18 protein-coding genes and 1 pseudogene are annotated in these 25,718 nt (G+C 68.5%); 11 read left to right on the top strand and 8 right to left on the bottom strand.

What is annotated here, in order from left to right:
- Positions 1-236 precede the first annotated feature (236 nt).
- From ASE67_RS16605 to ASE67_RS16590, 5 genes and pseudogenes are all read left to right on the top strand, one after another.
- On the top strand, positions 237-902 hold the full coding sequence (locus ASE67_RS16605; protein ID WP_055763879.1) for a GntR family transcriptional regulator: 666 nt from the start codon (positions 237-239) through the stop codon (positions 900-902).
- A 321-nt stretch (positions 903-1,223) separates the two neighbouring features.
- Entirely contained in the window at positions 1,224-4,172 is a 2,949-nt protein-coding gene (locus ASE67_RS16600) for a TonB-dependent receptor domain-containing protein (protein ID WP_156348672.1), read from the top strand.
- 20 nt (positions 4,173-4,192) lie between these two features.
- Positions 4,193-4,930 (top strand): annotated as a pseudogene (locus ASE67_RS18870) (sugar-binding domain-containing protein); the annotation flags it as partial.
- The gene (locus ASE67_RS16595; RefSeq protein ID WP_443025612.1) at positions 4,922-7,333 is read left to right on the top strand and encodes a glycoside hydrolase family 2 TIM barrel-domain containing protein; all 2,412 of its coding nucleotides are present in this window, start codon (positions 4,922-4,924) and stop codon (positions 7,331-7,333) included. The pseudogene ASE67_RS18870 and the gene ASE67_RS16595, both read left to right, overlap by 9 nt.
- Positions 7,330-9,597 (top strand): S9 family peptidase, encoded by a 2,268-nt coding sequence (locus ASE67_RS16590; RefSeq protein WP_055763872.1) that lies wholly within the window; start codon positions 7,330-7,332, stop codon positions 9,595-9,597. Before ASE67_RS16595 ends, ASE67_RS16590 begins: the two co-directional genes overlap by 4 nt.
- Before the next feature lie 176 nt (positions 9,598-9,773).
- Here ASE67_RS16590 and ASE67_RS16585 read toward each other — a convergent pair whose 3' ends face one another.
- Positions 9,774-12,455 (bottom strand): DUF5695 domain-containing protein, encoded by a 2,682-nt coding sequence (locus ASE67_RS16585; RefSeq protein ID WP_055763870.1) that lies wholly within the window; start codon positions 12,453-12,455, stop codon positions 9,774-9,776.
- A gap of 74 nt (positions 12,456-12,529) precedes the next feature.
- On the opposite strand from ASE67_RS16585, the gene ASE67_RS16580 reads away from it, so the two are divergent.
- Genes ASE67_RS16580 through ASE67_RS16570 form a run of 3 tightly spaced genes read left to right on the top strand, consistent with a single transcriptional unit; the run spans position 12,530 to position 17,669 of the window.
- Complete coding sequence (locus ASE67_RS16580) at positions 12,530-14,902, top strand: glycoside hydrolase family 127 protein (protein WP_156348671.1); 2,373 nt, start codon at positions 12,530-12,532, stop codon at positions 14,900-14,902.
- 17 nt (positions 14,903-14,919) lie between these two features.
- Positions 14,920-15,924 carry an Ldh family oxidoreductase gene (locus ASE67_RS16575; RefSeq protein ID WP_082457226.1) on the top strand — a complete coding sequence of 335 codons (1,005 nt, stop codon included), beginning with the start codon at positions 14,920-14,922 and terminating at the stop codon, positions 15,922-15,924.
- Positions 15,921-17,669 (top strand): DUF885 domain-containing protein, encoded by a 1,749-nt coding sequence (locus ASE67_RS16570; protein WP_055763865.1) that lies wholly within the window; start codon positions 15,921-15,923, stop codon positions 17,667-17,669. Before ASE67_RS16575 ends, ASE67_RS16570 begins: the two co-directional genes overlap by 4 nt.
- Positions 17,670-17,684: 15 nt before the next feature.
- Here ASE67_RS16570 and ASE67_RS16565 read toward each other — a convergent pair whose 3' ends face one another.
- From ASE67_RS16565 to ASE67_RS16535, 7 genes are all read right to left on the bottom strand, one after another.
- Positions 17,685-18,806: a copper resistance protein B gene (locus ASE67_RS16565; RefSeq protein WP_055763863.1), complete on the bottom strand. Its 1,122-nt coding sequence runs from the start codon at positions 18,804-18,806 to the stop codon at positions 17,685-17,687.
- Positions 18,803-20,554 (bottom strand): copper resistance system multicopper oxidase, encoded by a 1,752-nt coding sequence (locus tag ASE67_RS16560; protein ID WP_055763862.1) that lies wholly within the window; start codon positions 20,552-20,554, stop codon positions 18,803-18,805. Before ASE67_RS16560 ends, ASE67_RS16565 begins: the two co-directional genes overlap by 4 nt.
- 30 nt (positions 20,555-20,584) lie before the next feature.
- Complete coding sequence (locus ASE67_RS16555) at positions 20,585-21,178, bottom strand: RNA polymerase sigma factor (RefSeq protein ID WP_055763859.1); 594 nt, start codon at positions 21,176-21,178, stop codon at positions 20,585-20,587.
- Positions 21,175-21,612 carry a periplasmic heavy metal sensor gene (locus ASE67_RS16550; RefSeq protein WP_055763857.1) on the bottom strand — a complete coding sequence of 146 codons (438 nt, stop codon included), beginning with the start codon at positions 21,610-21,612 and terminating at the stop codon, positions 21,175-21,177. Before ASE67_RS16550 ends, ASE67_RS16555 begins: the two co-directional genes overlap by 4 nt.
- Positions 21,609-21,878 carry a hypothetical protein gene (locus ASE67_RS16545; protein ID WP_055763855.1) on the bottom strand — a complete coding sequence of 90 codons (270 nt, stop codon included), beginning with the start codon at positions 21,876-21,878 and terminating at the stop codon, positions 21,609-21,611. Before ASE67_RS16545 ends, ASE67_RS16550 begins: the two co-directional genes overlap by 4 nt.
- Before the next feature lie 82 nt (positions 21,879-21,960).
- On the bottom strand, positions 21,961-22,407 hold the full coding sequence (locus ASE67_RS16540) for a PaaI family thioesterase (protein ID WP_055763853.1): 447 nt from the start codon (positions 22,405-22,407) through the stop codon (positions 21,961-21,963).
- Entirely contained in the window at positions 22,404-22,964 is a 561-nt protein-coding gene (locus tag ASE67_RS16535) for a TetR/AcrR family transcriptional regulator (RefSeq protein WP_055763851.1), read from the bottom strand. The genes ASE67_RS16540 and ASE67_RS16535 overlap by 4 nt, the downstream gene beginning before the upstream one ends.
- Before the next feature lie 98 nt (positions 22,965-23,062).
- On the opposite strand from ASE67_RS16535, the gene ASE67_RS16530 reads away from it, so the two are divergent.
- The 3 genes from ASE67_RS16530 to ASE67_RS16520 are packed head-to-tail and all read left to right on the top strand — an operon-like array spanning position 23,063 to position 25,693.
- A complete protein-coding gene (locus tag ASE67_RS16530) occupies positions 23,063-23,851 on the top strand; it encodes an SDR family NAD(P)-dependent oxidoreductase (protein WP_055763849.1) in 789 nt (262 codons plus the stop codon).
- Positions 23,848-24,849 (top strand): NADP-dependent oxidoreductase, encoded by a 1,002-nt coding sequence (locus ASE67_RS16525; RefSeq protein WP_055763847.1) that lies wholly within the window; start codon positions 23,848-23,850, stop codon positions 24,847-24,849. Before ASE67_RS16530 ends, ASE67_RS16525 begins: the two co-directional genes overlap by 4 nt.
- On the top strand, positions 24,839-25,693 hold the full coding sequence (locus tag ASE67_RS16520) for an alpha/beta fold hydrolase (protein ID WP_200922248.1): 855 nt from the start codon (positions 24,839-24,841) through the stop codon (positions 25,691-25,693). Before ASE67_RS16525 ends, ASE67_RS16520 begins: the two co-directional genes overlap by 11 nt.
- The last annotated feature ends 25 nt before the right edge of the window (positions 25,694-25,718 follow it).

The raw sequence follows: 25,718 nt of genomic DNA, 5'->3' as shown, positions 1-25,718 counted from the left end.
TGTGCTGAGTAGGGGCTGAGCTTGTCGAAGACCCGTATCGAAGCACTTGTGGCGGTCCTTCGATACGCCCCTTCGACTTCGCTCAGTGGCTACTCAGGACGAACGGGTACGCCTGAAGTCATCATGCTCGGGCACTTCCGCCAATTTCCAAAGGAAGTCCAAGCGATGGTTGCGCTGGCGGACAGGGGGAGTAGGTGTTCGGACACGGTATACCACCGTGCACCGGGACTTTCCGCATGACCGCTATCGTCGTCCGCAACCTTTCCGAACAGCTGGTCGACCTGCTGCGCGACCGCATCCTTGCCGGACAGCTGGATGCCGACCGCGCGATCCGGCAGGATGCGCTGGCCGCCGAACTGGGCGTCAGCAAGATCCCGCTGCGCGAGGCGCTGACGAGGCTGGAACAGGAAGGGCTGGTGCGATCGCGCGCCAATCGCGGCTATTTCGTCCGTGACCTGACCATCGATGAGGCGGAGGAGGTCTATGCCCTGCGCCTGAAGCTGGAGCCGGAGGTCGCCGGCGTCGCGGCGATGCGCGCGACCGAGGGTGAGCGGACGCTGGCGATCGCCACGCTGGCGCAGCTGGACGAGGTGACCAACGCGCATGGCGACGGCGTGGGCGCGTTCAACCGCGCGTTTCACCTGGCGCTGCTGCGGCCGTCGCGCCAGACGATCACGACGACGATGCTGGAGCGGTTGCATGTGCTGGGCGAACGCTATGTCCGCCGCCACCTCGAACCGCTGGGCCGCGACCAGCGCGCGAACGACGAACATGCCCGGCTGCTCGAATGCTGGCTAGCGCGCGATGCGGCGGCAGTCAGCGCGCGGATGTACGCGCATATCGAACAGACCGTGCTCGACCTGCGCCGCGAATTCGCCAACGACGGCGGCGACGCGGCGTAACGCCGCCGCCCTGTGACGTTGGCGTCCCACCCCTTCGTTCGTGCTGAGTAGGGGCTGAGCTTGTCGAAGACCCGTATCGAAGCACCCTTGGCGGTCCTTCGATACGCCCCTTCGACAAGCTCAGTGGCACCTCAGGGCGAACGGGTATGTATTTTCCGCCAACAGCCCCGACGACCGATTCCGCCTCTTTTGCCGCAACTTAGCGCAATGAAGCCACACACCACGACCCCATGTTGCACTTTTTATGCATGGATATCGTATAATATATTTGAGCATCGCGTTGGGTTATGGCATTCTTGCCCGACAATCATGGGGGTGACGATGCGACGTACGACGAGATTGCTGGCATCCGCTGCGGTGACCGCGCTGGTTTTGGGGAATGCGCTGCCCGCGCTGGCGCAGGCGACGACCGGGGGGCAGGTCGCGGGGGACGCATCGGCGCCCGGTGACGATACCATCACCGTGACCGGTTCGCGCATCGCGCAGCCCGGTGCCAAGAGCAACAGCCCGATCACGACCGTCGACGCCGCCGAAATCAAGCTGCAGGGCGCGACGAACATCGAAAGCGTCCTGAACCGCCTGCCGCAGATCACCGCCGATTCGAACGAGAATGTGTCGAACGGGTCGGACGGCACGGCCAGGGTCAATCTGCGCAACCTTGGCAGCAACCGCAACCTCGTGCTGGTCAACGGCCAGCGGCTGTTGCCGATCCAGGCGACCGACCTGAACTTCATCCCGTCGTTCATGATCCAGCGGGTCGACGTGATGAGCGGCGGCGCATCGGCCGTCTACGGGTCGGACGCGGTGTCGGGCGTCATCAACTTCGTGCTGCGCGACAATCTGAACGGCGTGAAGACCGACGTGCAATACGGGTTTTCGGCGCACCACAACGACAATGCCGGGTACCGCGACCGCGTGCGCGCCGCCGGGTTCACCCCGGCGCTCAGCAGCCCGGTCGACGGACAGCGGTTCGACGCGAATATCGCGATGGGCGCGAACTTCGCCGAGGATCGCGGCAATGTGACCGCCTATTTCGGCTATCGCGACGTGCGGCCGATCCTGCAGTATAACCGCGACGTGTCGGCCTGCGCGCTCGACCCGGTGTTCAGCGGCAATCCGTCGGCGGCAACCGCGCTGACGTGCGGCGGGTCGTCGAACAACCAGTTCGGCCGGTTCGTGCCGCTGCGCGACGGCATCGCGGCCGGCGGGTACAACAACACTACCGATGGCAACAAGACCTGGGTCCAGTACAACCCCAGCTTCCGCTACAATTACGCGCCGCTGAACTATTTCCAGCGTAACGACACCCGCTTCACCGCCGGTGCCTTTGCGAAATATCAGGTGAACCCGGCGGCCGAAATCTATGGCAGCTTCATGTTCATGGACGATCGCACCAATTCGCAGATCGCTCCCTCGGCGCTGTTCCAGGGCTATCCCTATTCGATCAACTGCAACAACCCGCTGATGAGCGCGCAGCAGGCGACATTGCTGTGCGGCGCGGCGGCGGCGGGGACGAACGTCACGCAGGACGTCTATATCGGCTATCGCCCGGTGGCGGCACCGGCACAGCCGCGCCGCGACGACCTGCGCCATACCGATTACCGCGTGACCGGCGGGGTGAAGGGGCAGATCGCGCCCGGCGTGCGCTATGACGCGAACGCGCTGTTCTCGACCGTGATCTTCAACGAAACCTACCAGAACGACATCGACCCGGCCCGCGCCAACCGCGCGCTGAAGGTCGATCTGGTCAACGGTGTGCCGACCTGCCGTTCGGTGATCGACGGCAGCGACCCGAGCTGCGTGCCGCTGAACGTGTTCCAGTTCCGTGGGCCGAGCGCCGAGGCGCTGAACTACGTCTATGCGCCGACCAGCACCGAGGGGCTGGATCGCGAGACCGTGCTGGCGGGCACGATCAGCCTCGATGGTGGCGAATTCGGCATGAAGCTGCCCTGGGCCGAAAACGGCATCGGTGCGGTATTCGGCGTCGAGCATCGCCGCGAGAGCCTGGAATTCCGCGCCGACGCGCTGGCGATCGCCAAGGGGACGAAGGAAATCTCCGGCGCGTTCAACGTGACCGAAGGGTTCACTGAAATCCGCGTGCCGATCGTCGAGGATCGCCCGTTCTTCGACGAATTGTCGCTGACCGGCGGCTATCGCTTCTCGAAGTACAGCACCACCGGCAAGGGGATTTCGACCTACAAGGGTGAGATCGCATGGGCACCGTCGGCCGACCTGCGGCTGCGCGGCGGCTATAACCGCGCCATCCGTGCGCCCAACATCTCCGAACTGTTCGGTGCGCAAAGCCCCGGCAACGTGACGACGCAGGACCCGTGTTCGGGCACCAATCCGGCCGCGACCTTCCAGCAGTGCCAGCGCACCGGCGTCACCGCCGCGCAGTACGGCAAGATCATCGAATGCCCCAGCGAACAGTGCACCGGGTTCTTCGGCGGCAACCAGGCGCTGCGCCCCGAAGAGGCCGATACCTATACCGCCGGCATCGTGCTGACCCCGCGCTTCGCCAAGCGGCTGATGCTGTCGGTCGATTATTTCAACATCAAGGTGAAGGACTATATCGGCGTCATCCCGGTGTCGCTGACGATCAGCCAGTGCATCGCGACCGGCGATCCGTTCTTCTGTTCGCTGTTCAACCGCAATCCGCGCAACGGCGTGCTGTTCGGCGGCGATGCGGCGACGGCGGGCTATGTCACCTCGACCACGCAGAATACCGGGTCGCTCGGCACCAGCGGCCTCGACGTTGCGGCCAGCTATGCGTTCGATACCGCGATCGGCCGGTTCGGTGCGAACATGGTGGGCACGTGGCTGCGTAACCTGACCACCGAACCGCTGACGGGTCTCGGCAAATATGACTGCAAGGGCCTGTATGGCGGCACCTGCGGCCAGCCCAGCCCCGAATGGCGGCACCAGGCGCGCTTCACCTGGACCTCGCTCGACGACAAGGGGTCGATCTCGCTCAACTGGCGCTACATCGGCGCGACCGACCTGTCGTTCAACACGACCGATCCGTTCCTTCAGGGATCGACCTACAAGGTCAATGCGCGCCTGCCGGTCGCCAATTATTTCGACCTGGCGGCCAGTGCCAGCGTGCTGGACGACGTGACGCTGCGCATCGGCGTCAACAACCTGCTCGACCGCGATCCGCCGGCGATCGCGCAGGGCGTGCTGGCATCGTTCGGCAACGGCAACACCTATCCGGGCGTGTATGACGTCGCGGGCCGGACCTTCTTCGTCGGGCTGTCGGCGGAGTTCTGACGAACGGGCGGCCGGGGCGTATGCTCCGGCCGCCGCATGCACGGAAAGAAGTACACATGATCGGTCGCGTCGCGCTTGCCCTGCTGGTGTCCCCCTGGGCGATGGCGGTCGCGACCGCGCAGACCGCTGCGCCTACGCCCCCGGCGGAATGGGAACGGCCCGAGGTGATCCGCATCGGTGCCGAACCGATGCACGCGACCTTCGACGGATATGAAACGGTGGCGCTGGCGCAGCGTGGCGACGCGCACGCCTCGCGCTATCACCTCTCGCTCGACGGGCCGTGGCGGTTCCACCATTCCCCCACGCCGGAGGCACGGCCGGTGGGGTTCGAGCGGCCCGAGTACGATGTCAGCCGCTGGGGCACCGTCGCGGTGCCGGGCATTTTGCAGGCGGAGGGGCAGGGGACGCCGGTGTTCGTCGGCAGCGGCTATCCCTTTCCGATGGACCAGCCCCGCATCGACCACCGGCTGAACGAGGTCGGATCGTACCGGCGCACGGTGATGGTGCCTGCGCACTTTGCCGGGCGGCGGCTGCTGCTGACGATCGGTGCGGCGGGCGCGGCCTATTATCTGTGGGTCAATGGCCAGCGGATCGGCTATTCGGAAGACTCCAAGCTGCCCGCCGAATTCGACGTCACGTCCGCGATGCGCACCGGGGCCAATACGGTCGCGATCGAACTCTATCGCTATGCCGATGGCAGCTATCTGGAGGATCAGGATTTCTGGCGGGTCAACGGGATCGAGCGCAGCGTGACGCTGTACGCCGCGCCCGCCACCCATGTCCGCGACATCGATGTGCGCGCGGGACTGGCCAACGGCTATCGCGACGGGACGCTGAACCTGACCGTGGCGCTGGGCGGCAAGGCGGCGGCCGGAATGCGGGTGCGCGCACGGCTGCTGGACGGCGACCGCACGCTGCTGGTGCGCGAGGGCACCCCCGATACGGCGCGCGCGGTGCGCTTCGACGCCACCCTGCCCGCGATACGGCCGTGGAGCGCGGAGACGCCCGACCTCTACACGCTCCTCCTCGAACTGATCGATGCGCATGGACGGGTGGTCGAGGCGACGCAGCGGCGCATCGGTTTCCGCACCGTCGCGGTCGTCGATGGCGAGGTGCGGGTGAACGGCCGCCGGATCACGATCCGCGGCGTCAACCGCCACGAACACGACCCGCGCACCTTTCGCATCGTGTCCGACGCGACGCTGCTGCGCGACCTCGAACTGATGAAGGCGGCGAACGTCAACGCGCTGCGCCTGTCGCATTATCCCAACGATCCGCGCATCTACGACCTTGCCGACCGGGTCGGGCTGTACCTGATGGACGAGGCCAATATCGAGAGCCACGGCTATCTGAGCCAGGCGCAGCAGAGCGGCGATGTCGAAGGCACGCTGCTCGGCTACAAGCCCGAATGGAAGGCCGCGCATCTCGACCGGGTGGAGCGCATGGTCGAACGCGACAAGAACCATCCCTCCATCATCTTCTGGTCGCTGGGCAACGAAACCGGCATCGGCTCCAGCTTCGAAGCGGCGGCACGCTGGGTAAAGGCGCGCGACACGACCCGGCTCGTCAGCTTTCTGGGGCACAGCATGAGCGGGTGGCGCCACCCGACCAACCCCTATGTCGATATCTTTGCGCCGATGTACGACGATATCGAAAAGCTGGTCGATTATGCCGAGCGGCCCGAATATACGCAGCCGCTGATCCTGTGCGAATATGCCCATGCGATGGGCAACAGCCTGGGCAATTTCCAGGACTATTGGGACGTCATCCACGCCCACCGCAAATTGCAGGGCGGGTTCGTCTGGGACTGGGTGGACCAGACGATCCTGCGCAAGGACGCGCAAGGCCGCGACTATTGGGCGCAGGGCCGCGATTTCGTGAAGGATGGCGACGACAGCCCGGTCGGCGACGGCGTGATCGGTGCCGACCGTGTCCCCGACCCCGAATATCACGAACTGGCCAAGGTCTATGCCCCGATCGCGTTCGAACGCGCCGGCGATGGCTACCGCGTCATCAACCGCCACGACCATATCGACCTGTCGCGCTTCACCCTCGACTATGCGCTGCTGGAGGATGGGCGCGAGGTCGCGACCGGCACACTGACGACACCGGCGGTCGCGGCAGGCGCACGCGCGCCGCTGTCGATCGCGCTGCCGGCCCCGCGCGATCCGGCGGCGGAGCGGATGCTGGTGCTGCGCGCGCGGGCGGGCAGGGGGGCGATCCCGCTGGTCCCCGCCGGCCATGTCGTGGCGTGGGAGCAGTTCGCGCTGTCGCCACCGCGCGCACAGCCGGCGTTCACCGCCGCCGCCACCCCGGTCGATGCCGGTGACACGCTGGCGCTCCGCGCGGGCGATGCGGTGCTGGAGGTCGACAAGGCGACCGGGCTGGTGCGGCGCTATGCCCGCGGTGCCACGACGCTGCTGACCGGCGGCGCCCCCGATTTCTGGCGCGCGCCGACCGACAACGACATCGGCACCGGCCTGACCAAGAGCCACAAGATGTGGCAGGTCTTCAGCCAGCAGCGCCGCGTCGACGCGATCGCCATCGACGGCGATGCGATCGTGGTGACGCACGACATGGGCGTCGGATCGGTCAAGGTCACGACGCGCTGGACGATGGATGCGGCCGGGGTGGCGCGCGCCGCGCTGCGGTTCATGTCGCTTCGCGACGACTTGCCCGATCCGCCGCGCATCGGCGTACAGTTCGCGATGCCCGCCACGCTCGACCGCATCCGCTGGTATGGGCGGGGCCCGTGGGAAAGCTATGCCGATCGCAAGACGTCGGCGCTGATCGGGCGCTATGCCGGGCTGCTGGCCGACCAGTATCACGGCTATGCCCGGCCGCAGGAATCGGGGACCAAGCAGGACGTGCGCTGGATCGAGGTTACGGGCGCGACCGGCACCGGGCTGCGCGTGGCCGGCGACCGGCCGCTGGCGGTCAACGCGCTGCCCTTTCCCTATGCCGACCTGATGGAAAAGCCGCCGGCTGCGGCGCACAGCAGCGATATCCGCCCGCATGGCGACGGCACGCTGCTGGTCGATGTGGCGCAGGGCGGGGTGGGCGGTGATACCGGGTGGAGCACGGACGGGCGGCCGCACCTGCGCTACCGCGTGCCGCTGACCCCGGTCGACTGGACGATCACGCTGGGGGCGGTGCGATGAAGCGGACACTGTGCGCGCTGCTGGCCGGGGCGACGCTGCTCGCGCTGGCCCCGCCGGTCGCGGCGCAGGGCGACCCGCGCATCGCCCGGTCGATTGCGCTGCGCGACCAATGGCAATGGCTGACCCGCGACATCGCCTTTCCGGCGGAATGGGACGCCGACGGGCGACATTTCCATTATCGCAAGACGGTGGCGGGCGGCTTCGCCTTCGTCGATGTCGACGCCGCGACGCAGGCGAAGGCGGCGGCGTTCGATGCGGCGGCGGTGGCGCGGGGGCTGGGCACGGCGCTGGGGCGCACGGTCGATCCGCTGCGGCTGCCGTTCGACGGCTTTGCGTTCGAGGACGGGCGCGCCGCGATCCGCTTTGCGATCGACTATGCGCCGTGGCGCTGCACTCTGGGCACGGTACGCTGTGCCCCGGTCACCGAGCCGCAGCGCCGCCCGCGCGGGTTCGACGTGGTGCGCGACCTGACCGTGCCTGCGCTGAACGTGCCGCACCGCGCACCCGATGGCATGCGCGAGGCGCTGGTGATCGACGACAATCTGGTGGTGCGCGCCGCCGGCAGCGGTGCGCAGGCGTGGCGCAGCCAGGATGGCAGCCCCGGCGATTTCTACGATCCCGAAACCATCGCGTGGTCGCCCGACGGCAAATGGATCGCGCTGTACCGCGTCCGGCCGGGCTATCGCCGGATCGTGACGCGCGTCGTGTCGTCGCCCGCCGGACAGGTGCAGCCGGTGCTGGCGCAGCAGCTCTACCCCAAGCCCGGCGACGCGATCGACCACGAACGCCCGGTCGTGTTCGACGCAGCCACTGGCCGGCGGATCGAGGTGGACGACGCGCTGTTCCCCAATCCGTGGCAGCTCGGCCCGATCGAATGGCGCAGGGACGGCGGCAGCTTCGCGTTCGATTACATGCAGCGCGGGTTCCAACATGCGAAGGTGATCGCCGTCACCGCCGCGACCGGCGCGGCACGGGCGGCGGTGACCGAGGATGCGGCGACCTTTATCCACAACGAACGCCGCTTCGCACATGACGTGGGGGGAGAAGGGCGCGAACTGATCTGGGCGTCGGAGCGCGATGGCTGGCGGCACCTCTACCTGATCGACGCGACGACCGGGCGGGTCAGGCGGCAGATCACGCGCGGGCAGTGGGTGGTGCGCGATATCGCGCGGGTGGACGACGACCGCCGCCGCATCTGGTTTTCGGCCAGCGGCACGGTGCCGGGCGAGGACCCGTATCACAAACACTGGTTCCGGGTAGATTTCGACGGGCGCAACCTGACCCGCCTGACCGATGGCGACCAGACGCACGAGGCGCGGTTCTCGCCCGACGGCACGCGCTTCGTCGACGTACATTCGCGCACCGACGTGCCCGAGGTCGCCGACCTGCGCGATGCGGACAGCGGCGCGGTGATCGCGACATTGGAGCGCGGCGACGTCCGCGCGCTCACGGCGGCGGGCTATCGCCCGCCCGAACGCTTCGTGGCGAAGGGGCGCGACGGCACGACCGATATCCACGGGCTGGTCGTGCGCCCGCGCGACTATGATCCCGCCAGGCGCTATGCGGTGATCGAGAATATCTATGCCGGCCCGCACGACAGTTTCGTGCCCAAGGGCTATTGGCCGTTCGGTGCCTTTTCGGGCGGGGACAAGGCGATGGGGATGCAGCAGATCGCCGATCTGGGCTTCATCGTCGTGATGATCGACGGCATGGGCACCGCCAACCGGTCAAAGGCATTTCACGACGTCGCGTGGCACAATCTGGCCGATAGCGGCTTTCCCGATCGCATCGCGTGGATCCGCGCGCTGGCGGCGAAGGAGCGCGCGATCGACTTGTCGCGGGTCGGCATCTATGGCGGGTCGGCGGGCGGGCAGAGCACGCTGAACGCGCTGTTGTTCCACCCGGACTTCTACAAGGCGGGGGTGGCGTTCGCCGGGTGCTTCGACAACCGCATGGACAAGATCGACTGGAACGAACAATGGCTGGGCTGGCCGGTGAACCCCGGCTATCTGGCGGCATCGGGCGTGGTCCATGCCGACAAATTGCAGGGCAAATTGCTGCTGGTGGTCGGTGAACAGGATTCGAACGTCGACCCCGCCTCGACGATGCAGGTCGTCGACGCGCTGATCCGCGCGGACAAGGATTTCGAGCTGCTGGTGATCCCGAACGGCGAACACGCCGCCGGGCGTTCCACCGGGCCGGTGGCGTACGGCCAGCGGCGCGAATACGACTTCTTCCTGCGGACGCTGGGCGGCACGCGGTAGGGGCGCGAAGGGCCTGTCCTACAGCGACCCGACCTGCCACAATCCCTGCCGTTCTTTGACAGCCGGGCCGCTATTGCGCAGCACTCGCAACGTCATGCGAAAGCGTGGCGAGTGTGAACTTTGTGAACTTTGCCCGAAAAATCCTTTGTTTTCAGGGGGGGCAGGGATCGGCGGCGCTATCGCGCGCGCAGCGCCACCGTCGTCGGTGCGCCCGACAGCGCGATCGTCGTGAAGCCGCGTTCGGCCGTGCCGCGATCGATCGTATAGGGCGCGCCGCCCGCCGGTGCCTCGACCAGCAGGTGCGCGGCGGGGGTCGTGGCGGTGGCGGGGTCGAGGGTCAGTTCGATGCGGCGCGCGGCGGGCAGCCAGCGGGCGCGGGCGATCGTGCCGGCGGCCAGCGTGATCCACTGCCCGGCGGGGGCGACGAACAACCGGGTGCGCGCGCCGTCGTGCGGCACGATCTCCACGCCCGCGCCCGCTTCACCGACGGTGCCGCCGAACCCCAGCCAGCCAAAGGTCGCATCGCGCACCAGATAGGTCGCGGCGGCATAGGCATGGCCGAAATAGCCCATGCCGTAATCGCCGCTATACGCGTCCCAGCGCATCATGTCGGGTTCGGAATGGAACGCGGCGGAGGCGAAGCCGTCGCGGTCGATATTGGTGATCCCGCCCATGAACCCGCCATAGGCGACGCGCAGCAGGTGCAGGTCGGCGGGATCGCGGCGGAACGCATCGAACAGCGGCACGGCGTTCAGCGCCGACCCGTAATGGTGCAGCTGCCGTTCGATCCGCGGCACCTTTCCACCGTACAGGAAATCCCAATAGCGCCGGGCATTGCCGTTATAGCCCCAGTGCGGCACGGTCGGGTCATAGCCCAGGATCACCTCGCGCGTGACCGCCGCCTCACGGGCGTGGCCGAAATGTTGCATCCACGCATACACCTCCGGCTGCCCGGTCGAATCCCACGCCATCTCGCTGCCGAATGGATAGGCGAGGGTGCGCCAATGGTCGGCGCGCGCGCGCATCAGCGCCTCGATCTCCGCCGCCTGCGCGGTCATCCCCTCACGCTGCAGGTCGGTCAGGATTTCGAGGAACACCTCCCCCTCCATCTGCCCGAACTGCGCATAATGCGGGGCGTCGCGCATCATCGCGACGGTCGTGCGCGCGGCTTGGGTAAGGTAGAAGCGCCAGTCGTGGCGCGTGACCAGCCCGGCATGGTGCCGCGCCAGTCGATAGAGCACCCAATGCCCGACCGCGACATGGGGGTAATTGTACGAGCGGCCAAGGTCGTCGGCCTGCTTGCGGTTCCACGATGCCCAGGTCGACCAGTCGGTGCCCCGGTCGTAATAGCCGGCGAACGCCTTGGGATCGTAATAGAACAGGCTCTTCTTCACGCCGCCGCTTGCCGTCTGCAACTTGCCCAGCACGGTTGCGTCGACCATGTGCTCCAGCTTCACGACCTCTTGGCGCTCGGGATGGTCGAGCTGCTTCATGATCGCGGCGACCCACGACCCGCCGCCGCCCTCGTCGCTCATCCCCGCGATCCACACGCGCTTGTCCTGCGTGACGATGCGGTTCGTGTCGCGATCATAGGTCAGGATCGCCGGCGCGCGGCGGAACGGGTCGGCGGGGTCGTCGAACCACTGACGCGTCGTCGCGAAGCGGCCGAGATCGGCCGACACCTGCGCCAGCGGCTTCGTCACGTAATAATGCACGCTCTGCACGCTGCCATCGGCATAGGTGATCGCGACGCGCGCACGGCCCCATCCGGTGCCCGTCACCCGCCAGCGCCGCCATCCCGCGGGGCCGGCGACCGGGGTCAGCGTCAGCGCATCGGCCGGGGTGACTGCGACGCCGCGCACGGCTTGGTCTGCACGCACGAACAGGTCGGCGGGGCTGTCGGTCGGGACGACATAGCCCGGCAGGCCGATGGCGAGCGGCCGGCGCTCCGCCTGCAGCGTGGCCTCGATCGCGCGGATCGACGGCGCGCTGACGAGGCGGACGCCGATGCTGCGCCGCTCGCCGGGCGCGAGGGTGAAGCCGGTCGCCGGGTTCCACGGCTGTCCCGCATCGGCCATGGCGCGACTGGCGACCATCCAGTCGTAAAAGCCCTCGAACGTCTGCTGCCGCTTCGTCGCGTCGGTAAAGATATCGCCCGCCGCCGCGCCCTTCGCATCGCGCAGGATGCGATATTGCTCCAGCGGCGTGCGCCCGTCGGGCAGGACCAGCAGCGCCGGCCCCTTGCCGCTCAGCCGCGTGACCTGCAGATAGCCGGCGTCGTTGCCGATATAGGGGTCGACGAAGCTGGCGTGCGCATGCGCCTGTTCCAGCGTGCGGTCGGTGATGATGTTGTCGAACACCATCGGCATGCCCAGCGCCCCGATCTCCACCGGGGTAGTGCCGCGATTGTGGAGGGTGAAGCGCAGCACCGGCGCGCCCCGATCGCGCAGCCACGCCCGCTCGATCGACAGCGGCAGCCCGGCGCCCATCGTCGCGGTCAGGTCGGCGCGCGCCAGCACATTCCCCCCGGCGGGCAGCACGCGGACGGGCACGCGGTGGCGATAGGAGGAAAAGTCGCGCCACGCGCCGCCGGGGCTGCGCAGCCGCAGATGCAGGTCGCCGATCTGGGCATAGCCATCGCCGCGCCGCGCCGCTGCCCGGTCGCCCGGCACGAAATCGAAATCCGGTTCGCTGCGGGGCGACAGATGCAGCAGCGTCTGGTGCAGCGGGTCGAGCGTCACCGTCAGCGCGCCGGCGACCTGGGGCACAGGGCCGGGCGCGGGCGTGGCGGCCCCCAGCATCGCGCCCCCGGCCAGTACCGCCGCCACCCCGCTGCACGCTGTCAAAACCCGCCGCATCGCGTCATCATCCCTGTCGTCCGATCGGTTGACTCCGACCCAGTTCCGCGTATCGTATACTATATCTTTGGGAGATGGAAATGCTGGTTGGTCGTCGTGCGTTCCTGTTGTCGTCGGCGACGCTGCCGATGCTGACGCTGCCCGCCGCGGCCAAGCGTGGGGCGGGGCTGCCGGCAAAGGCCACGCCGTTCCCGCTGTCGGCGGTGCGGTTGCGCCCGTCCGATTACGCCCGCGCGGTGGAGGTGAACAAGGCCTATCTGATGCGGCTGTCGCCCGACCGGCTGCTCCACAATTTCCGTGCCTTTGCCGGGTTGCCGACCAAGGCACCGGTCTATGGCGGATGGGAAAGCGATACGATCGCCGGCCACACGCTCGGCCACTACCTCTCCGCGCTGGCGCTGATGCACGCGCAGACCGGTTGCGCGGAGTGCGCGACGCGCGCGGCCTATATCATCGGCGAACTGGCGCGGTGCCAGGCGGCGCATGGTGACGGCTATGTCGCGGGCTTTTCGCGCAAGCGCAAGGACGGCGCCATCGCCAACGGGAAGGAGATCTTCCCCGAGATCATGGCCGGCGACATCCGTTCGGCCGGGTTCGACCTCAATGGTTGCTGGGTGCCCTATTACAACTGGCACAAGCTCTATACCGGGCTGTTCGACGTCATCGACCATATCGGCCCGAACGACCGCGCGATGGCGATCGCGACCGCGCTGGGCGGCTATATCGAACGCGTCTTCGCCGCCCTCTCCGACGATCAGGTGCAGGTGATGCTGGCCTGCGAATATGGCGGGCTGAACGAAAGCTTCGCTGAACTGCACGCGCGCACCGGCGATGCGCGCTGGCTGCGCCTGGCCGAGCGAATCTACGACAAGCGCAACCTCGACCCGCTGACGCAGAAGCGCGACCAGCTGGCGAACTTCCACGCCAATACGCAGGTGCCCAAGCTGATCGGCCTCGCCCGCCTGCACGAGATCACCGGCAAGCCCGAACAGGCGACCGCCGCGCGCTTCTTCTGGGAACAGGTCGTGCGCCATCACAGCTATGTGATCGGCGGCAATGCCGACCGCGAATATTTCAGCGGCCCCGACACGATCGCGCAGCACATTACCGAGCAGACGTGCGAGTCCTGCAACACCTACAATATGCTCAAGCTGACCCGGCATCTGTTCGCGTGGGAGCCGGACGGCGCGCTGTTCGATTATTACGAACGCGCCCATCTGAACCACATCCTTGCGCATCAGGAGCCGGTAAACGGCGGCTTCACCTATATGATGCCGCTGATGTCGGGGACGAAGCGCGAATATTCGGCGCGCGACGGCGAGGAATTCTGGTGCTGCGTGGGGACCGGCATGGAAAGCCATTCGAAGCATGGCGAAAGCATCTTCTGGTCCGGCGACGACACGCTGCTCGTTAATCTCTACATCCCCGCCGATGCGACATGGGCGGCGCGCGGCGCGACGATCGGGCTGGCGACCGGTTATCCGTTCACGGGTGAAGCGACGCTGACCTTCACCACGCTTAACCGGCCGGGCAGCTTTCCGGTCGCGCTGCGCGTGCCGGGCTGGGCGAAGCGGCACGACGTGCTGGTGAACGGCAAGCCGGTCGATAGCGCGGCGGCGGGTGGCTATGCGATCGTCACGCGGCGGTGGAAGGCGGGCGATGCGGTGACGATCCGCCTGCCGCTCGACCTGCGGATCGAGGCGACGCCGGGCGATGCGCAGACGATCGCGTTCCTGCGCGGGCCGCTGGTGCTGGCGGGTGACCTTGGCCGGGCCGACGGGACGTGGGACCAGCCCGACCCGTCGATGGTCGGCGACGACCTGATCGCCGCCTTTGCCCCCGTCGCGCCGGAGGCTGCGCAATATGCGACGAAGGGAATCGTGCGGCCGGGCGACCTGAGCTTCGTACCCTTCTATCGCCAATATGACCGGCGATCGGCGGTCTATTTCAAACGCTTCAGCGATGCGCAGTGGAAGACCGAGGAAGCCGCGTTCCTCGCCGAACAGGCGCGGCAGAAGGAACTGGCCGCGCGGCAGGTCGACGTGATGCACCTGGGCGAAATGCAGCCCGAGCGCGATCACCAGCTGACGTCGGACATTTCCTATCCGGTCGCCTATCGCGGGCGCAACGGCCGCGACGCGCGCACCGGCGGCTTCTTCGAATTCACCATGGCGGCAAAGCCCGGCCCGCTGGTGTTGCAGGCGAGCTATTGGGGCGACGAGCGCAAGCGCAGTTTCGACATCCTCGTCAACAACCAGCGGATCGCGACGCAGACGCTGGACGGCGACCGGCCAGGCGCGTTCTTCGACGTCGACTATCCGATCCCGGAGGCGCTGACGAAGGGCAAGGCGCAGCTCAAGGTCCGCTTCGTGCCGCATGACAAGAATACCGCCGGGCCGGTCTTCGGCGTCCGCCTGTTCGCGGCGAAGCGGGGCGTGACGGCGTGAGCGACGCGCGGGTACACATGACGCTGGACGCGGTGCGCGCCTATGCCCGCGCCACGCTGACGCGGGTCGGGCTGGCCCCGGCGCATGTCGCGGCGGTGGCGGAGACGATCGTCGCGGGCGAGCGCGACGGGTGCGGCGCGCACGGGCTGTACCGCCTGCTGGTCGCGGCGTATTCGGTGGGGTGCCGGGTGGTGGTGCCCGATGCGGTGCCGGTGCTGGATCGGCGCGCGGGCGGCGTGGTGCGCGTCGACGGGCGGGGCGGCTTTGCCCAGCTGGCGTTCGACACCGGGCGCGACGCGCTGGTCGATGCGGCCCGCGCCAACGGCATCGCCGCGCTGGCGATCACCAACGTCGTCCATTTCGCGGCGCTGTGGCCGGAGGTGGAGGCGCTGGTCGAACGCGGGCTGGTCGCGCTGGCGGTGACCGCCAACCACGCCTGGGTCGCGCCGGCGGGGGGGACGCAGCCGGTCTTCGGCACGAACCCGATCGCCTTTGGCTGGCCGCGCGCGGGCGGGGTGCCGTTCGTGTTCGATTTCGCGACCAGCGCGGTGGCGCGCGGCGAGATCGAACTGCACCGCCGCGCGGGCTCTGCAATTCCCGCGGACTGGGGACACACCCCCGATGGCAGCGACACGACCGATCCGGCGGCGGTGCTGGCCGGCGCGATGCGGACGTTCGGCGGGCACAAGGGGTCGGCACTGGCGCTGATGGTCGAATTGCTCGCCGGGCCGCTGATCGGCGACCTGACCAGCGCGGAATCGATCGCGTGGGATGCGGGGCGCAAAGGGTCTCCGCTGGGTGGCGAACTCATTATCGCGCTCGACCCCGCCGGGTTCCTGGGCGACGCGGCGGCCGAACAGATGGCGCGCGCGGAAAGCGTGTTCGCCGCGATCGAGGGGCAGGGCGCACGCGTGTCCGGCGCGCGCCGCCACGCCCTGCGCCCCGTCAGCGAACGCGACGGGGTGTGGGTGTCACGGGCGCTGCTCGACGACATCGACCGGACGATGGGGGACGTGGCATGACGATGATGGTGGCGATGGCGCTGATGCTGGCGGGGCCGGGTGCGGTTCCGACGACGACGGCAATCCCTGCGCGCGACGCAGCGTTCCGGCGGTTGTCGGACGGCGAATATGCGTGGCGGCGCACGCTGACCGGGCCGGGCGAGGACGCGCCCGCCAGCCCGAACGCGACACTGCCCGACGTGTCGCCGGCGGCGCAGGCGGCAATGACCCGCCGCTGGACCGATACGCTCGCCGCGCTCGACCGGATCGATCCGGCGACGCTCAGCCCGGCGGCGCGCGACGACTATATCGTCTATCGCGCGCAGGTCGCGACCCTGCTCGCGCGGCAGCAGTTTCGCGAATACGAAAAGCCGCTGAACGCCGATACCAGCTTCTGGATGAGCGTCGCCGACATGGCGCGCGCCGACTATCGCGACGAGGCGGCATTGCGACTGTATCTGTCGCAGCTGGCCAGCCTGCCGCGCTATTACGACCAGCAGATCGCCAATATGCGCGCCGGGCTTAAGCGCGGCTTCACCCCGCCGCGCATCACGCTGCAGGGGCGCGACACCGGCGTGGCCGAGGTGGTGAAGGCCGGCGCGGGCGAGGCATCGCCCTTCTACGCACCGTTCAAGACGCTGCCCGCGACGATCCCGCCCGCGCGACAGGCGGCGCTTCGGGCCGAGGCGAGGCGGGTGATCGCGGCGGCGGTGGTGCCGGCGCACGCCACGCTGATGGCGTTCCTGCGCGACACCTATATTCCGCGGGCACGCACGGGGCTCGCCGCCTATGACCTGCCCGACGGGCGCGCCTATTACCGGTCGAAGGTCCGCGAGTTCGTGACCCGCGACCTCAGCCCGGAGGACATCCACGCGATCGGGCTGCGCGAGGTCGCCAAAATCCGCGACCGGATGCAGCAGGTGATGACGCAGGTCGGGTGGCAGGGCGACCTGCCGTCGTTCCTGAACCACCTGCGCACCGATCCGCAATTCTATGCGAAGACGCCGCAGGAGTTGCTTGACCGCGCGGCATGGATATCCAAGACGTTCGACGGCAAGGTCGCGACCTATTTCGGGCGGCTGCCGCGGATGCGCTTTGCGATCAAACCGGTCGCCCCCGATATCGCGCCCTTCTACACCAGCGGGCGCGGCGGGCCGGGCATCTATCTGGTCAACACCTATGACCTGCCATCGCGTGGGCTCTATTCGCTGCCTGCGCTGACGCTGCATGAAAGCGCGCCGGGCCATGCGTTCCAGATGCCGTTCGCGATGGAGCTGACCGACCTGCCCGAATATCGCCGCAACGAATATCTCTCGGCCTATGGCGAGGGCTGGGCGCTATATTGCGAGGCGCTGGGCGAGGATATGGGGATGTACGCGACCCCCTATGAAACGTTCGGGATGCTCAGCTACCAGATGTGGCGCGCCGCGCGCCTGGTCGTCGACACCGGCATCCATGCGAAGGGGTGGACCCGCGAAGCGGCGCAGGCGTATCTGCGCGACAATACCGCGCTGTCGAACCACGAGATCACGACCGAGGTCGATCGCTATATCGCGTGGCCGGGACAGGCGCTGAGCTATTATATGGGCGAGCTGGCGTTCCTCGACGCGCGCGCGCGGGCGCAACGGGCGCTGGGCGACAAGTTCGACTATCGCGCGTTCCACGATGCGATGCTGAGTCTCGGATCGGTCCCGCTGCCGATGATCGACGCGCGCGCCGACCGCTTCATCGCCGACAAGGGCAAGGGACCATACCCGATGCCGTGACGGGTGCGCGCCCGGTCAGAACCAGGCGCGCACCCCCGCGACGACGCTGATCCCGCCGCTGTCGCCCCCGCGCGCACGGGCGAAGCGGGCGGTCGCGCCGAAGCGGCGTTCCCATGCCACGCCGAGATAGGGTGCGACTTCGCGGCGCCCTTCGTAGCGCAGGCGCAGGCCCGCCGCGACATCGCTCAGCCCCGCGCCGGTGCCGGTCGCGGCCACGTCCTGCGCCGCGACATTCGCCTCGATCCGGGGTTGCAGCACCACATAGTTGGTGATGCGCTGGTCGTAATAACCCTCGATCCGGCCGAGCAGGTCGCCCTTCGTCGACAGGAACAGCGCGCCGCCGACCTCGAAGAAACCGGGGGCCAGCCCCTCGATCCCCAGCGTCGCATAGGTTTGCGACGGGGCGGGGCGGATATTGTGGCGGATGCCGGCCTGCAGGTTCCAATAGGGATCGAGCGCGCGGGCATAGAGCGCCTGCACCTCCGCGGTACCGACCGCGCGGCCGATATCGCCTTCGCCCTCCGACTTCAGCCACAGCCGGTGGAGATCGCCGCCGATCCAGCCCTGCCCCTCCCAGCGATAGCCGTCGCGCCCCTCGCGCAACTGCACCTCGGCGATATCGAGCAGCAGCTGGTGAAAGGTCATGCCGCCATGTTCGCGCGTCAGGTGGTTCGCACGGGCGGCAGCCATCGCCTGCGCCCCCCAGAACCGGTCGGCCAGGTGGTCGCGCGCCGGGGCGGGGGCGGGCTTGTCGCCGGGCGGCAGGTCGGTGCCGACCGGATCGCCCGTGCCCGCCATCCCCGGCATGGCGTGCCCCGCATGCGGGTCCGGCATGGTCATGCCCGACATGTCGTGCCCGGCATGCGGGTCCGGTGCCGCCTCGGGCATCGCCATCCCCGGCATCGCCGACATATCGTGCCCCGCATGCGGATCGGGCGTCGTCGCCGGCTTGGGCGACCGCTTCGTCGCGCGCTTCACCGGCGCGGCGGGCCGGGGCTTTGCGGCGGGCTTGCGCGCCGGTTTCGCCGCCGGGCGGGCGGGCATCGTCATGCCGGGCATGTGCATGGAATGGTCCATCGTCTGCGCGACCGCCGGCAGCGGCGACAGCAGCGCGACCCCGGCGAGCAGCCGGATCATGCCGCCGCCTCCGCCCGGCGCACTTGCACGACGCGCATCATCCCCGCATGCATGTGATAGAGCATGTGGCAGTGGAACGCCCAGTCGCCTTCCTCGCCGGTCACGTCCCAGCTGACCGTGCCGCCGGGCTGGACCAGCACGGTATGCTTGCGCGGGGCATGGTCGCCCTTGCCGGTCACCAGGTCGAAGAAATGGCCGTGGAGATGGATCGGATGGCCCATCATTGTATCGTTGATGAGCGTCACGCGCACCCGTTCGCCATGCAGCAGCGCGATCGGGTCGGGGTTCTCCGACAGCTTCTCGCCATCGAAGCCCCACATATAGCGCTCCATATTCCCGGTCAGGTGCAGCCGGACCTCGCGGTCGGGGGCACGGGTGTCGGGATTGCGCTCCAGCGCCACGAGGTCGCGATAGGTCAGCACGCGGTGCCCGGCATCGGCCAGCCCCTGTCCCGGTTCCCCCGTACGGTCGACCGGCATCGGGGAAATGGTCTGCACCCCCGGCCCCTTGCGCACCTCCGGAGCATTCGAAAAGTCGCGCATGTCCATCGCACCCATCGCATGGTCGGCCGCAGGGGCGGGGGCGTGCCCCATCGCGGCATGATCCATCCCCGCCATGTCGTCGCCGCCGCCATGGTCCATGCCCATGTCCTTCATCGTCGCCAGCGGGCGGGGGCGAAGCGGCGGCACGGCGGCGGCCATGCCGACACGCGGGGCCAGCGTCGCGCGCGCCATGCCCGACCGGTCGATGCTCTCCCCCACCACGGTATAGGCGCGCAGGTCGTCCGGCACGACGATCGCGTCATAGGTTTCGGCCGGGCCGAACTGAAACTCGTCGATCGCGACCGGCTGCACGTTCAGCCCGTCGGCGGCGACGATCGTCATCGCCAGCCCCGGTATCCGCACGTTGAAGGTCGTCATCGCCGATGCGTTGATGAAGCGCAGCCGCACCCGCTCGCCCGGTGTGAACAGCCCGGTCCAATTGTCGGTCGGCCCATGGCCGTTGACCAGATAGGTATAGGTCGATCCGGTCACGTCGGCGACATCGGCCGGGTCCATCCGCATCGCCCCCCACATCGCGCGGGTCCCGGCCGACTGGTCGCGCCCGGCGAGCAGCCCGGCCAGCGTCTGGCGCTGGCGATTGAAATAGCCCGGCTCCTTCTTCAACCGGTCGAAGATCATGTGCGGATGGCGGAAACTGTGGTCGGACAGCACGATCACATGCTCGCGGTCGAACGCTACCGGATCGGCACCTTTCGGATCGATCACGATCGGGCCGTACAGCCCCTCCTGCTCCTGCAACCCCGAATGGCTGTGATACCAATAGGACCCGCTCTGGATCACCGGAAAGTCGTAGGTGAAGCTGGACCGCGCGGCGATCCCCGGAAACGACACGCCCGGCACCCCGTCCATCTGGAACGGCAGCAATAGCCCGTGCCAGTGGAGCGAGGTCGCCTCGTCCAGCGTGTTGACGACGGTGATCCGCGCCCGCTGCCCTTCGCGCAGGCGGATCAGCGGGGCGGGGGAGCTGCCGTTGATCCCGATCGCATGCGCCATCCGCCCGTCGACCTGCCGCATGACATGGCCGATCGTCAGCGTGATGGCATCGCCCGATACGATCGGCAGCGGGGCGGCGATCCCCGCCGATCCGTCCTGCGCCCACAGCGGCCACGCACTCCCCAGCGCCAGCGCACCCCCGCCGAGCGTAGCACCGCGCAGCAACTGGCGGCGATCGAGAACAGGCGACATGGACACTCCATCGAACGGGGACACTTCGCCTTACGCGCGCGCGTCCCCGTCCCCTTGGGGCGTGCGCAGTTTTTCGGCCAGCGCCGCGCGGGCGCGGTGGATGCGGGTTTCGACCGCCTTGGCCGAAATGCCCAGCATCGCCGCGACCTCGGCCTGCGGCAGCCCTTCGATGCCGTGCAGGATCAACGGCGTCTTCAGAGTGTCGGGCAGCGTCGCGATCATCCGCGTCACCCGGTCCAGTTCCTGCCGGTCTGCGGCGCGGTCGTCGATCGCGGCGGCGGGGTCGGGGATCGCCTCGGCCTGTCCGTCATGGTCGAGGCCGAACGACAGGAACCGCCGCACCGCCCGCCGCCGGGCCCAGTCGCGGCATTTGTTCAGCGCGATCGTCGACAGCCATGCCGGCATCGCGCGGCCACCGTCATAGCGCGCCAGCGCCCGGTGCGCGGCGACGAACGTCTCCTGTACGATATCCAGCGCCTCGTCGGCATCGCCGGTCCACGCCCGCGCGATGCGAAACACCGCCGTGCGGTGGCGGCGCAGGATTTCGGCAAAGGCCGGTTGCCGCCCGGCGATGCTCAGCGCCGCCAGATCGCCATCGGACAGGGTGGACCAGTCGACGCTCACCCCCGACCGTCGGTCAGCGCCTTCACCACCGCCGCGTCGAACCGTGCCGCCTGGTCGGGGCGCAGCAGCCGGCGCATGGCGAACAGATGCGCCAACGTCGCCTTTTGCAGCGCGCCCATCGCGGCGTGGCTCTGGTCGACGGCGGCGGCGACGCGCGGGCCGGCGGCATGTTCGGCGGCGATCGCCTCGGCAAGCCGGGCATTGGCGGCGCGCAGCTCCAGTTCCAGCGCGCGGCGGCGGGCGGCGAACTGCGTCTCCAGCGCCGCGATCCGCTGTTCCTGCGCGGCGTCGAGCGACAATTGGTGGTGCAGCACGTCGTGCAGCGCCGTGCCCCCCGCGTCCTGCACCGGAAAGAGTGCGCGCCCGACGAACACCCCGCCGACCGCCGCGACGAACGCCAGCACGATGCCGAGCGCGAGGTGCGGCTTCCTCATTCGCCGACCAGCAACGTCGAGGGGGCAAGCGGCGATCCGCCCGCCAGCGGCGCCAGCGACGCGGACTGCTGCGCGCCGGCGGGCAATTCCCCGCCGACCATGCCCAGCGTCAGCGCGGCGGCGGCGACCGCACCGATGCCGATCACCCCGCGCCGCGCTTCTGCCCGCGCGGCCACCCGTGCGAACACCGCCGCATCGATCGCGTCCAGCGCATCGGGGGCAGGGGCGTCGGCCAGCCTTGCCAGCATCCGGTCGAGATCGTCCATCCTGTCCACTCCGCAAAGCCCTATCACCCGATACGCACCCGCGCCCAGTGCCCCTCAAGCGATGCCGGACGGACGGTCGCGGCTAGAGCGGGAATACCAGCAGCGTCGACGTCGCCGAGGCGCACAGCCGGCCCTTCGCATCCGTCAGCCTGGCCTCCGAAAACCCGACGCGGCGGCCGAGCGATACCAGCTTGCCCTCGGCCCGCACCGGCCCGCTCGTCTCGCTCAGCGCCCGGTGGTACGCAACCTTGAGTTCGAGCGTCGTATAGCCCTGCCCCGCCGCAAGGCTGGAATGCACCGCGCAGCCGCATGCACTGTCGAGCAGGGTCGCGGCATAGCCGCCATGCACCGACCCGATCGGATTGAAGACCCGCCGCGTCGGCATCCCTTCGAACACCACCCGGCCGCGTTCCAGTTCGACCAGATAGAATTCCAGCGTCTCGCCGATCGGCGGATGCCGGTTCGCCGCCATCAACGCGGCCAGCTGATCGTGGCCGTCGAGCGCGGCCAGTTCCTCGGTAATGTTCATGCCGCCTGTCCCTCCACGTCACCAAGCCATTCTCGCGTGTCGGCCAGAATCCGGTCGGACATTGGGTCGTCGCCAACCGCGCGCGCCAGGATCAGCGCGCCGACCATCGCCGACCAGTTGCCGATCGCGGCGCGGCGGCGCTCGGCATCGCTGTCACCCGGCATCAACGCGGTCAGCCGGTCGATCTGTGCCGACAGCCCCGCCGCCATCGCCGTGCGCGCCGCGGGCTGTTGCGTCCGCAGCAGCCCGGCAAGCGCGGCGGTCGGACAGCCCTGCGCCGCCGCGTCGCGGTGCTGCGGCACCAGATAGGCGTCGAGAAACCGGGCGAAGTCGGTCGGCTCACCGGCATCCTGCGATGCCATGCTGTGCGCGACGCTCGCCGCGATCAGCGCGTCCTTCGATGCGAAATGACCATAGAAGCCGCCATGGGTCAGGCCGGCGGCGTTCATCACATCGGCCACGGTGACCGCATCGAAACCGCGTTCGCGAAAGAGGCGCCCAGCCTCGTCGAGGATGCGCGCGCGGTTCGCGGCCATCTGTTCGCGGGAAACTCGCATGAAAACCTCTCAACGCCGATTGACTCTTAAATGATGACCATCATATATCATAATTCATGACGATTGTCATCTAAATCCTGTCACGAAAGCCGATTGCCATGTCCAAGCCCAAGGTCCTCATTACCGGCGCGTCCTCCGGCATCGGTGCGGTCTATGCCGACCGCTTCGCGAAGCGCGGTCACGATCTGGTCCTCGTCGCGCGCGATCAGGCGCGGCTCGATGCGCTGGCGGAGCGCCTTCGCGCGGAAACCGGGGTGTCGGTAGAGGTCGTGCGCGCCGACCTTGCCGTGGAGCCGGACATCGCAGCGGTCGAAACGCGGTTGCGGGACGATGCCGCGATCGGCGTGCTCGTCAACAATGCCGGCCTGTCGATTGCCGGCAGCTTCGATACGCAGTCGTCGCCCGATCTGGCGAAGCTCGTCGCGGTCAACGCGACGGCAGTCATGCGGCTCGCCCATGCCGTCGCCCCACGCTTCGTCGCGGCGGGCGAGGGGGCGATCGTGAACCTCGGCTCGGTGGTCGGCTTCGTGCCGGAATTCGGGCAGACCGTCTATGGTGCGACCAAGGCGTTCGTGCTGTTTCTGTCGCAGGGCCTTGCGCACGAACTGGGGCCGAAGGGCGTGTATGTGCAGGCGGTGGTGCCCGCCGCGACCGCGACCGACATCTGGAGCCGTGCCGGCGCCGACGCGTCGCAGATTCCACCGCTGATGGCGGTCGATGCGCTGGTCGATGCCGCGCTGGTCGGGTTCGACCGGCGCGAGGGCGTCACCATTCCGCCGCTGCACGACGGCGCGCTGTGGGACGCGTATCAGGCGGATCGCGCCGCGATGATCCCCGGCTTCGGCGAAACCATGCCCGCGCCGCGCTATACGGAGACGGTAGCATGAAGGCCTATGTCCTCGACCGCTATGGCAAGGGGCAGGCGCTGCGCCTGGCCGACCTGCCCGATCCCGTGATCGGCGACCGCGACGTCCTGGTCGCGATTCAAGCGACGGGCCTGAACCCGCTCGACAACAAGATCCGCGACGGCGCGTTCAAGCCGTTCCTGCGCTACAAGCCGCCGTTCGTCCTCGGCCATGATTTCGCAGGCAAGGTCGTGGCGGTGGGCGCGGGCGTGCGCGGCTTCAAGGTGGGCGATGCGGTCCATGGCCGTCCGCGCGACGGGCGGATCGGCACGTTCGCGACGCGGATCGCGGTCGATGCGGCCGACGTGGCGAAGGTGCCGGCCAACCTGTCGATGGCTGAGGCCGCCGCGCTGCCGCTGGTCGCGCTGACGGCGTGGCAGGCGCTGGTCGAGATCGCGAACGTGCGCGCCGGCCAGAAGGTGCTGATCCATGCCGGTTCGGGCGGGGTGGGCACGATGGCGATCCAGCTGGCCAAGCATCTCGGCGCAACCGTCGCCACCACGACCAGCGCGACCAACGCCGATCTGGTCCGCGGCCTCGGCGCGGATGTCGTGATCGATTACCGGACGCAGGATTTCAGCGAACAGCTCGCGGGCTATGATGTCGTCCTCGCCAGCCTCGATGCCAAGACGCTGGAGAAATCGCTGAAGGTGCTGAAGCCCGGCGGCCGGCTGATCTCGCTCGCGGGGCCGCCCGATGCCGCCTTCGCGCGCCAGCAGGGGCTGAACCCGGTGATGGGTCTGGTCATGCGACTGCTGAGCGCCGGCATCCGCCGCAAGGCGAAGCGGGTGGGCGTCACCTATTCCTTCCTGTTCATGCGCGCCGATGGCGACCAGCTGGCCCGGTTCGACGCGCTGGTCGAACAGGGCGCGATCCGCCCGGTGATCGACCGGACCTTCCCCTTTACCCAGCTGAACGCGGCGCTCGACCATGTCGACAGCGGCCGGGCAAAGGGCAAGGTGGTGGTCGATGTCGCCTGACGTGCCCGCCATCGCGCAGGACTGGCGGACCACGCCGACCCGTACCATCACCGCCGCCGGGACGCAGTTCGCATACCGGCAGCTGGGCGGGGGGAGCGGCGTGCCGGTCGTGCTGCTGAACCACTGGGGCGCCAATCTCGACAATTTCGATCCGGCGATCGTCGCTGCGCTTGCCGCCGATCGGCCGGTCTATGCGCTCGACTATCGCGGGATCGGGCGCTCGGGTGGCCGCGCCCCGCTGACGATCGCCGAGATGGCCTATGACATGGTGGCCGTCATCGCCGCGCTGCGCCTGCCGTCCGTCGACCTGATCGGCTTCTCACTGGGCGGTTTCGTCGCGCAGCAGATCGCGCTGGATGCCCCGCGCCTCGTCCGGCAGATGATCCTCGCCGGGACTGGCCCGGCGGGAGGCCGCGGGATCGAGCGCGTCGGCGCGGTATCGTGGCCGCTGATCCTGAAGAACATGGCCCGGCTGCGCGACCCGAAGCACGACCTGTTCTTCACCGCCAGCAACGCGGGACAGACCGCGGCCAAGGCGTTCCTTGCCCGGTTGCAGGAGCGCACGACCGACCGCGACAAGCCGGTCGGGCCACGCGCGTTCCTGCGCCAGTTGCGGGCGATCGTGGCATGGGGGCGGCAACCGCCGCAACCGCTCGAAACGCTCCGGCTGCCGGTACTGGTCGTCAACGGCGATCACGACATCATGGTGCCGACGGCCAATTCGGCGACGCTGGCCGACCATATTCCGGGGGCGCGGCTCGTCCTCTACCCCGATGCCGGTCACGGCGGCATCTTCCAGTATCACGACGCCTTTGTCGGCGAGGCGAAAGCCTTTCTCGGCTGAACCAGCCCATGGCGGGGAATTGCCT

Origin of the sequence: Sphingomonas sp. Leaf23 (assembly GCF_001421585.1) — a bacterium.
Classification (GTDB): Bacteria; Pseudomonadota; Alphaproteobacteria; order Sphingomonadales; family Sphingomonadaceae; genus Sphingomonas.
Note: the sequence above shows the minus strand (reverse complement) of the source record. Positions and strands in the feature narration are given on the sequence as shown.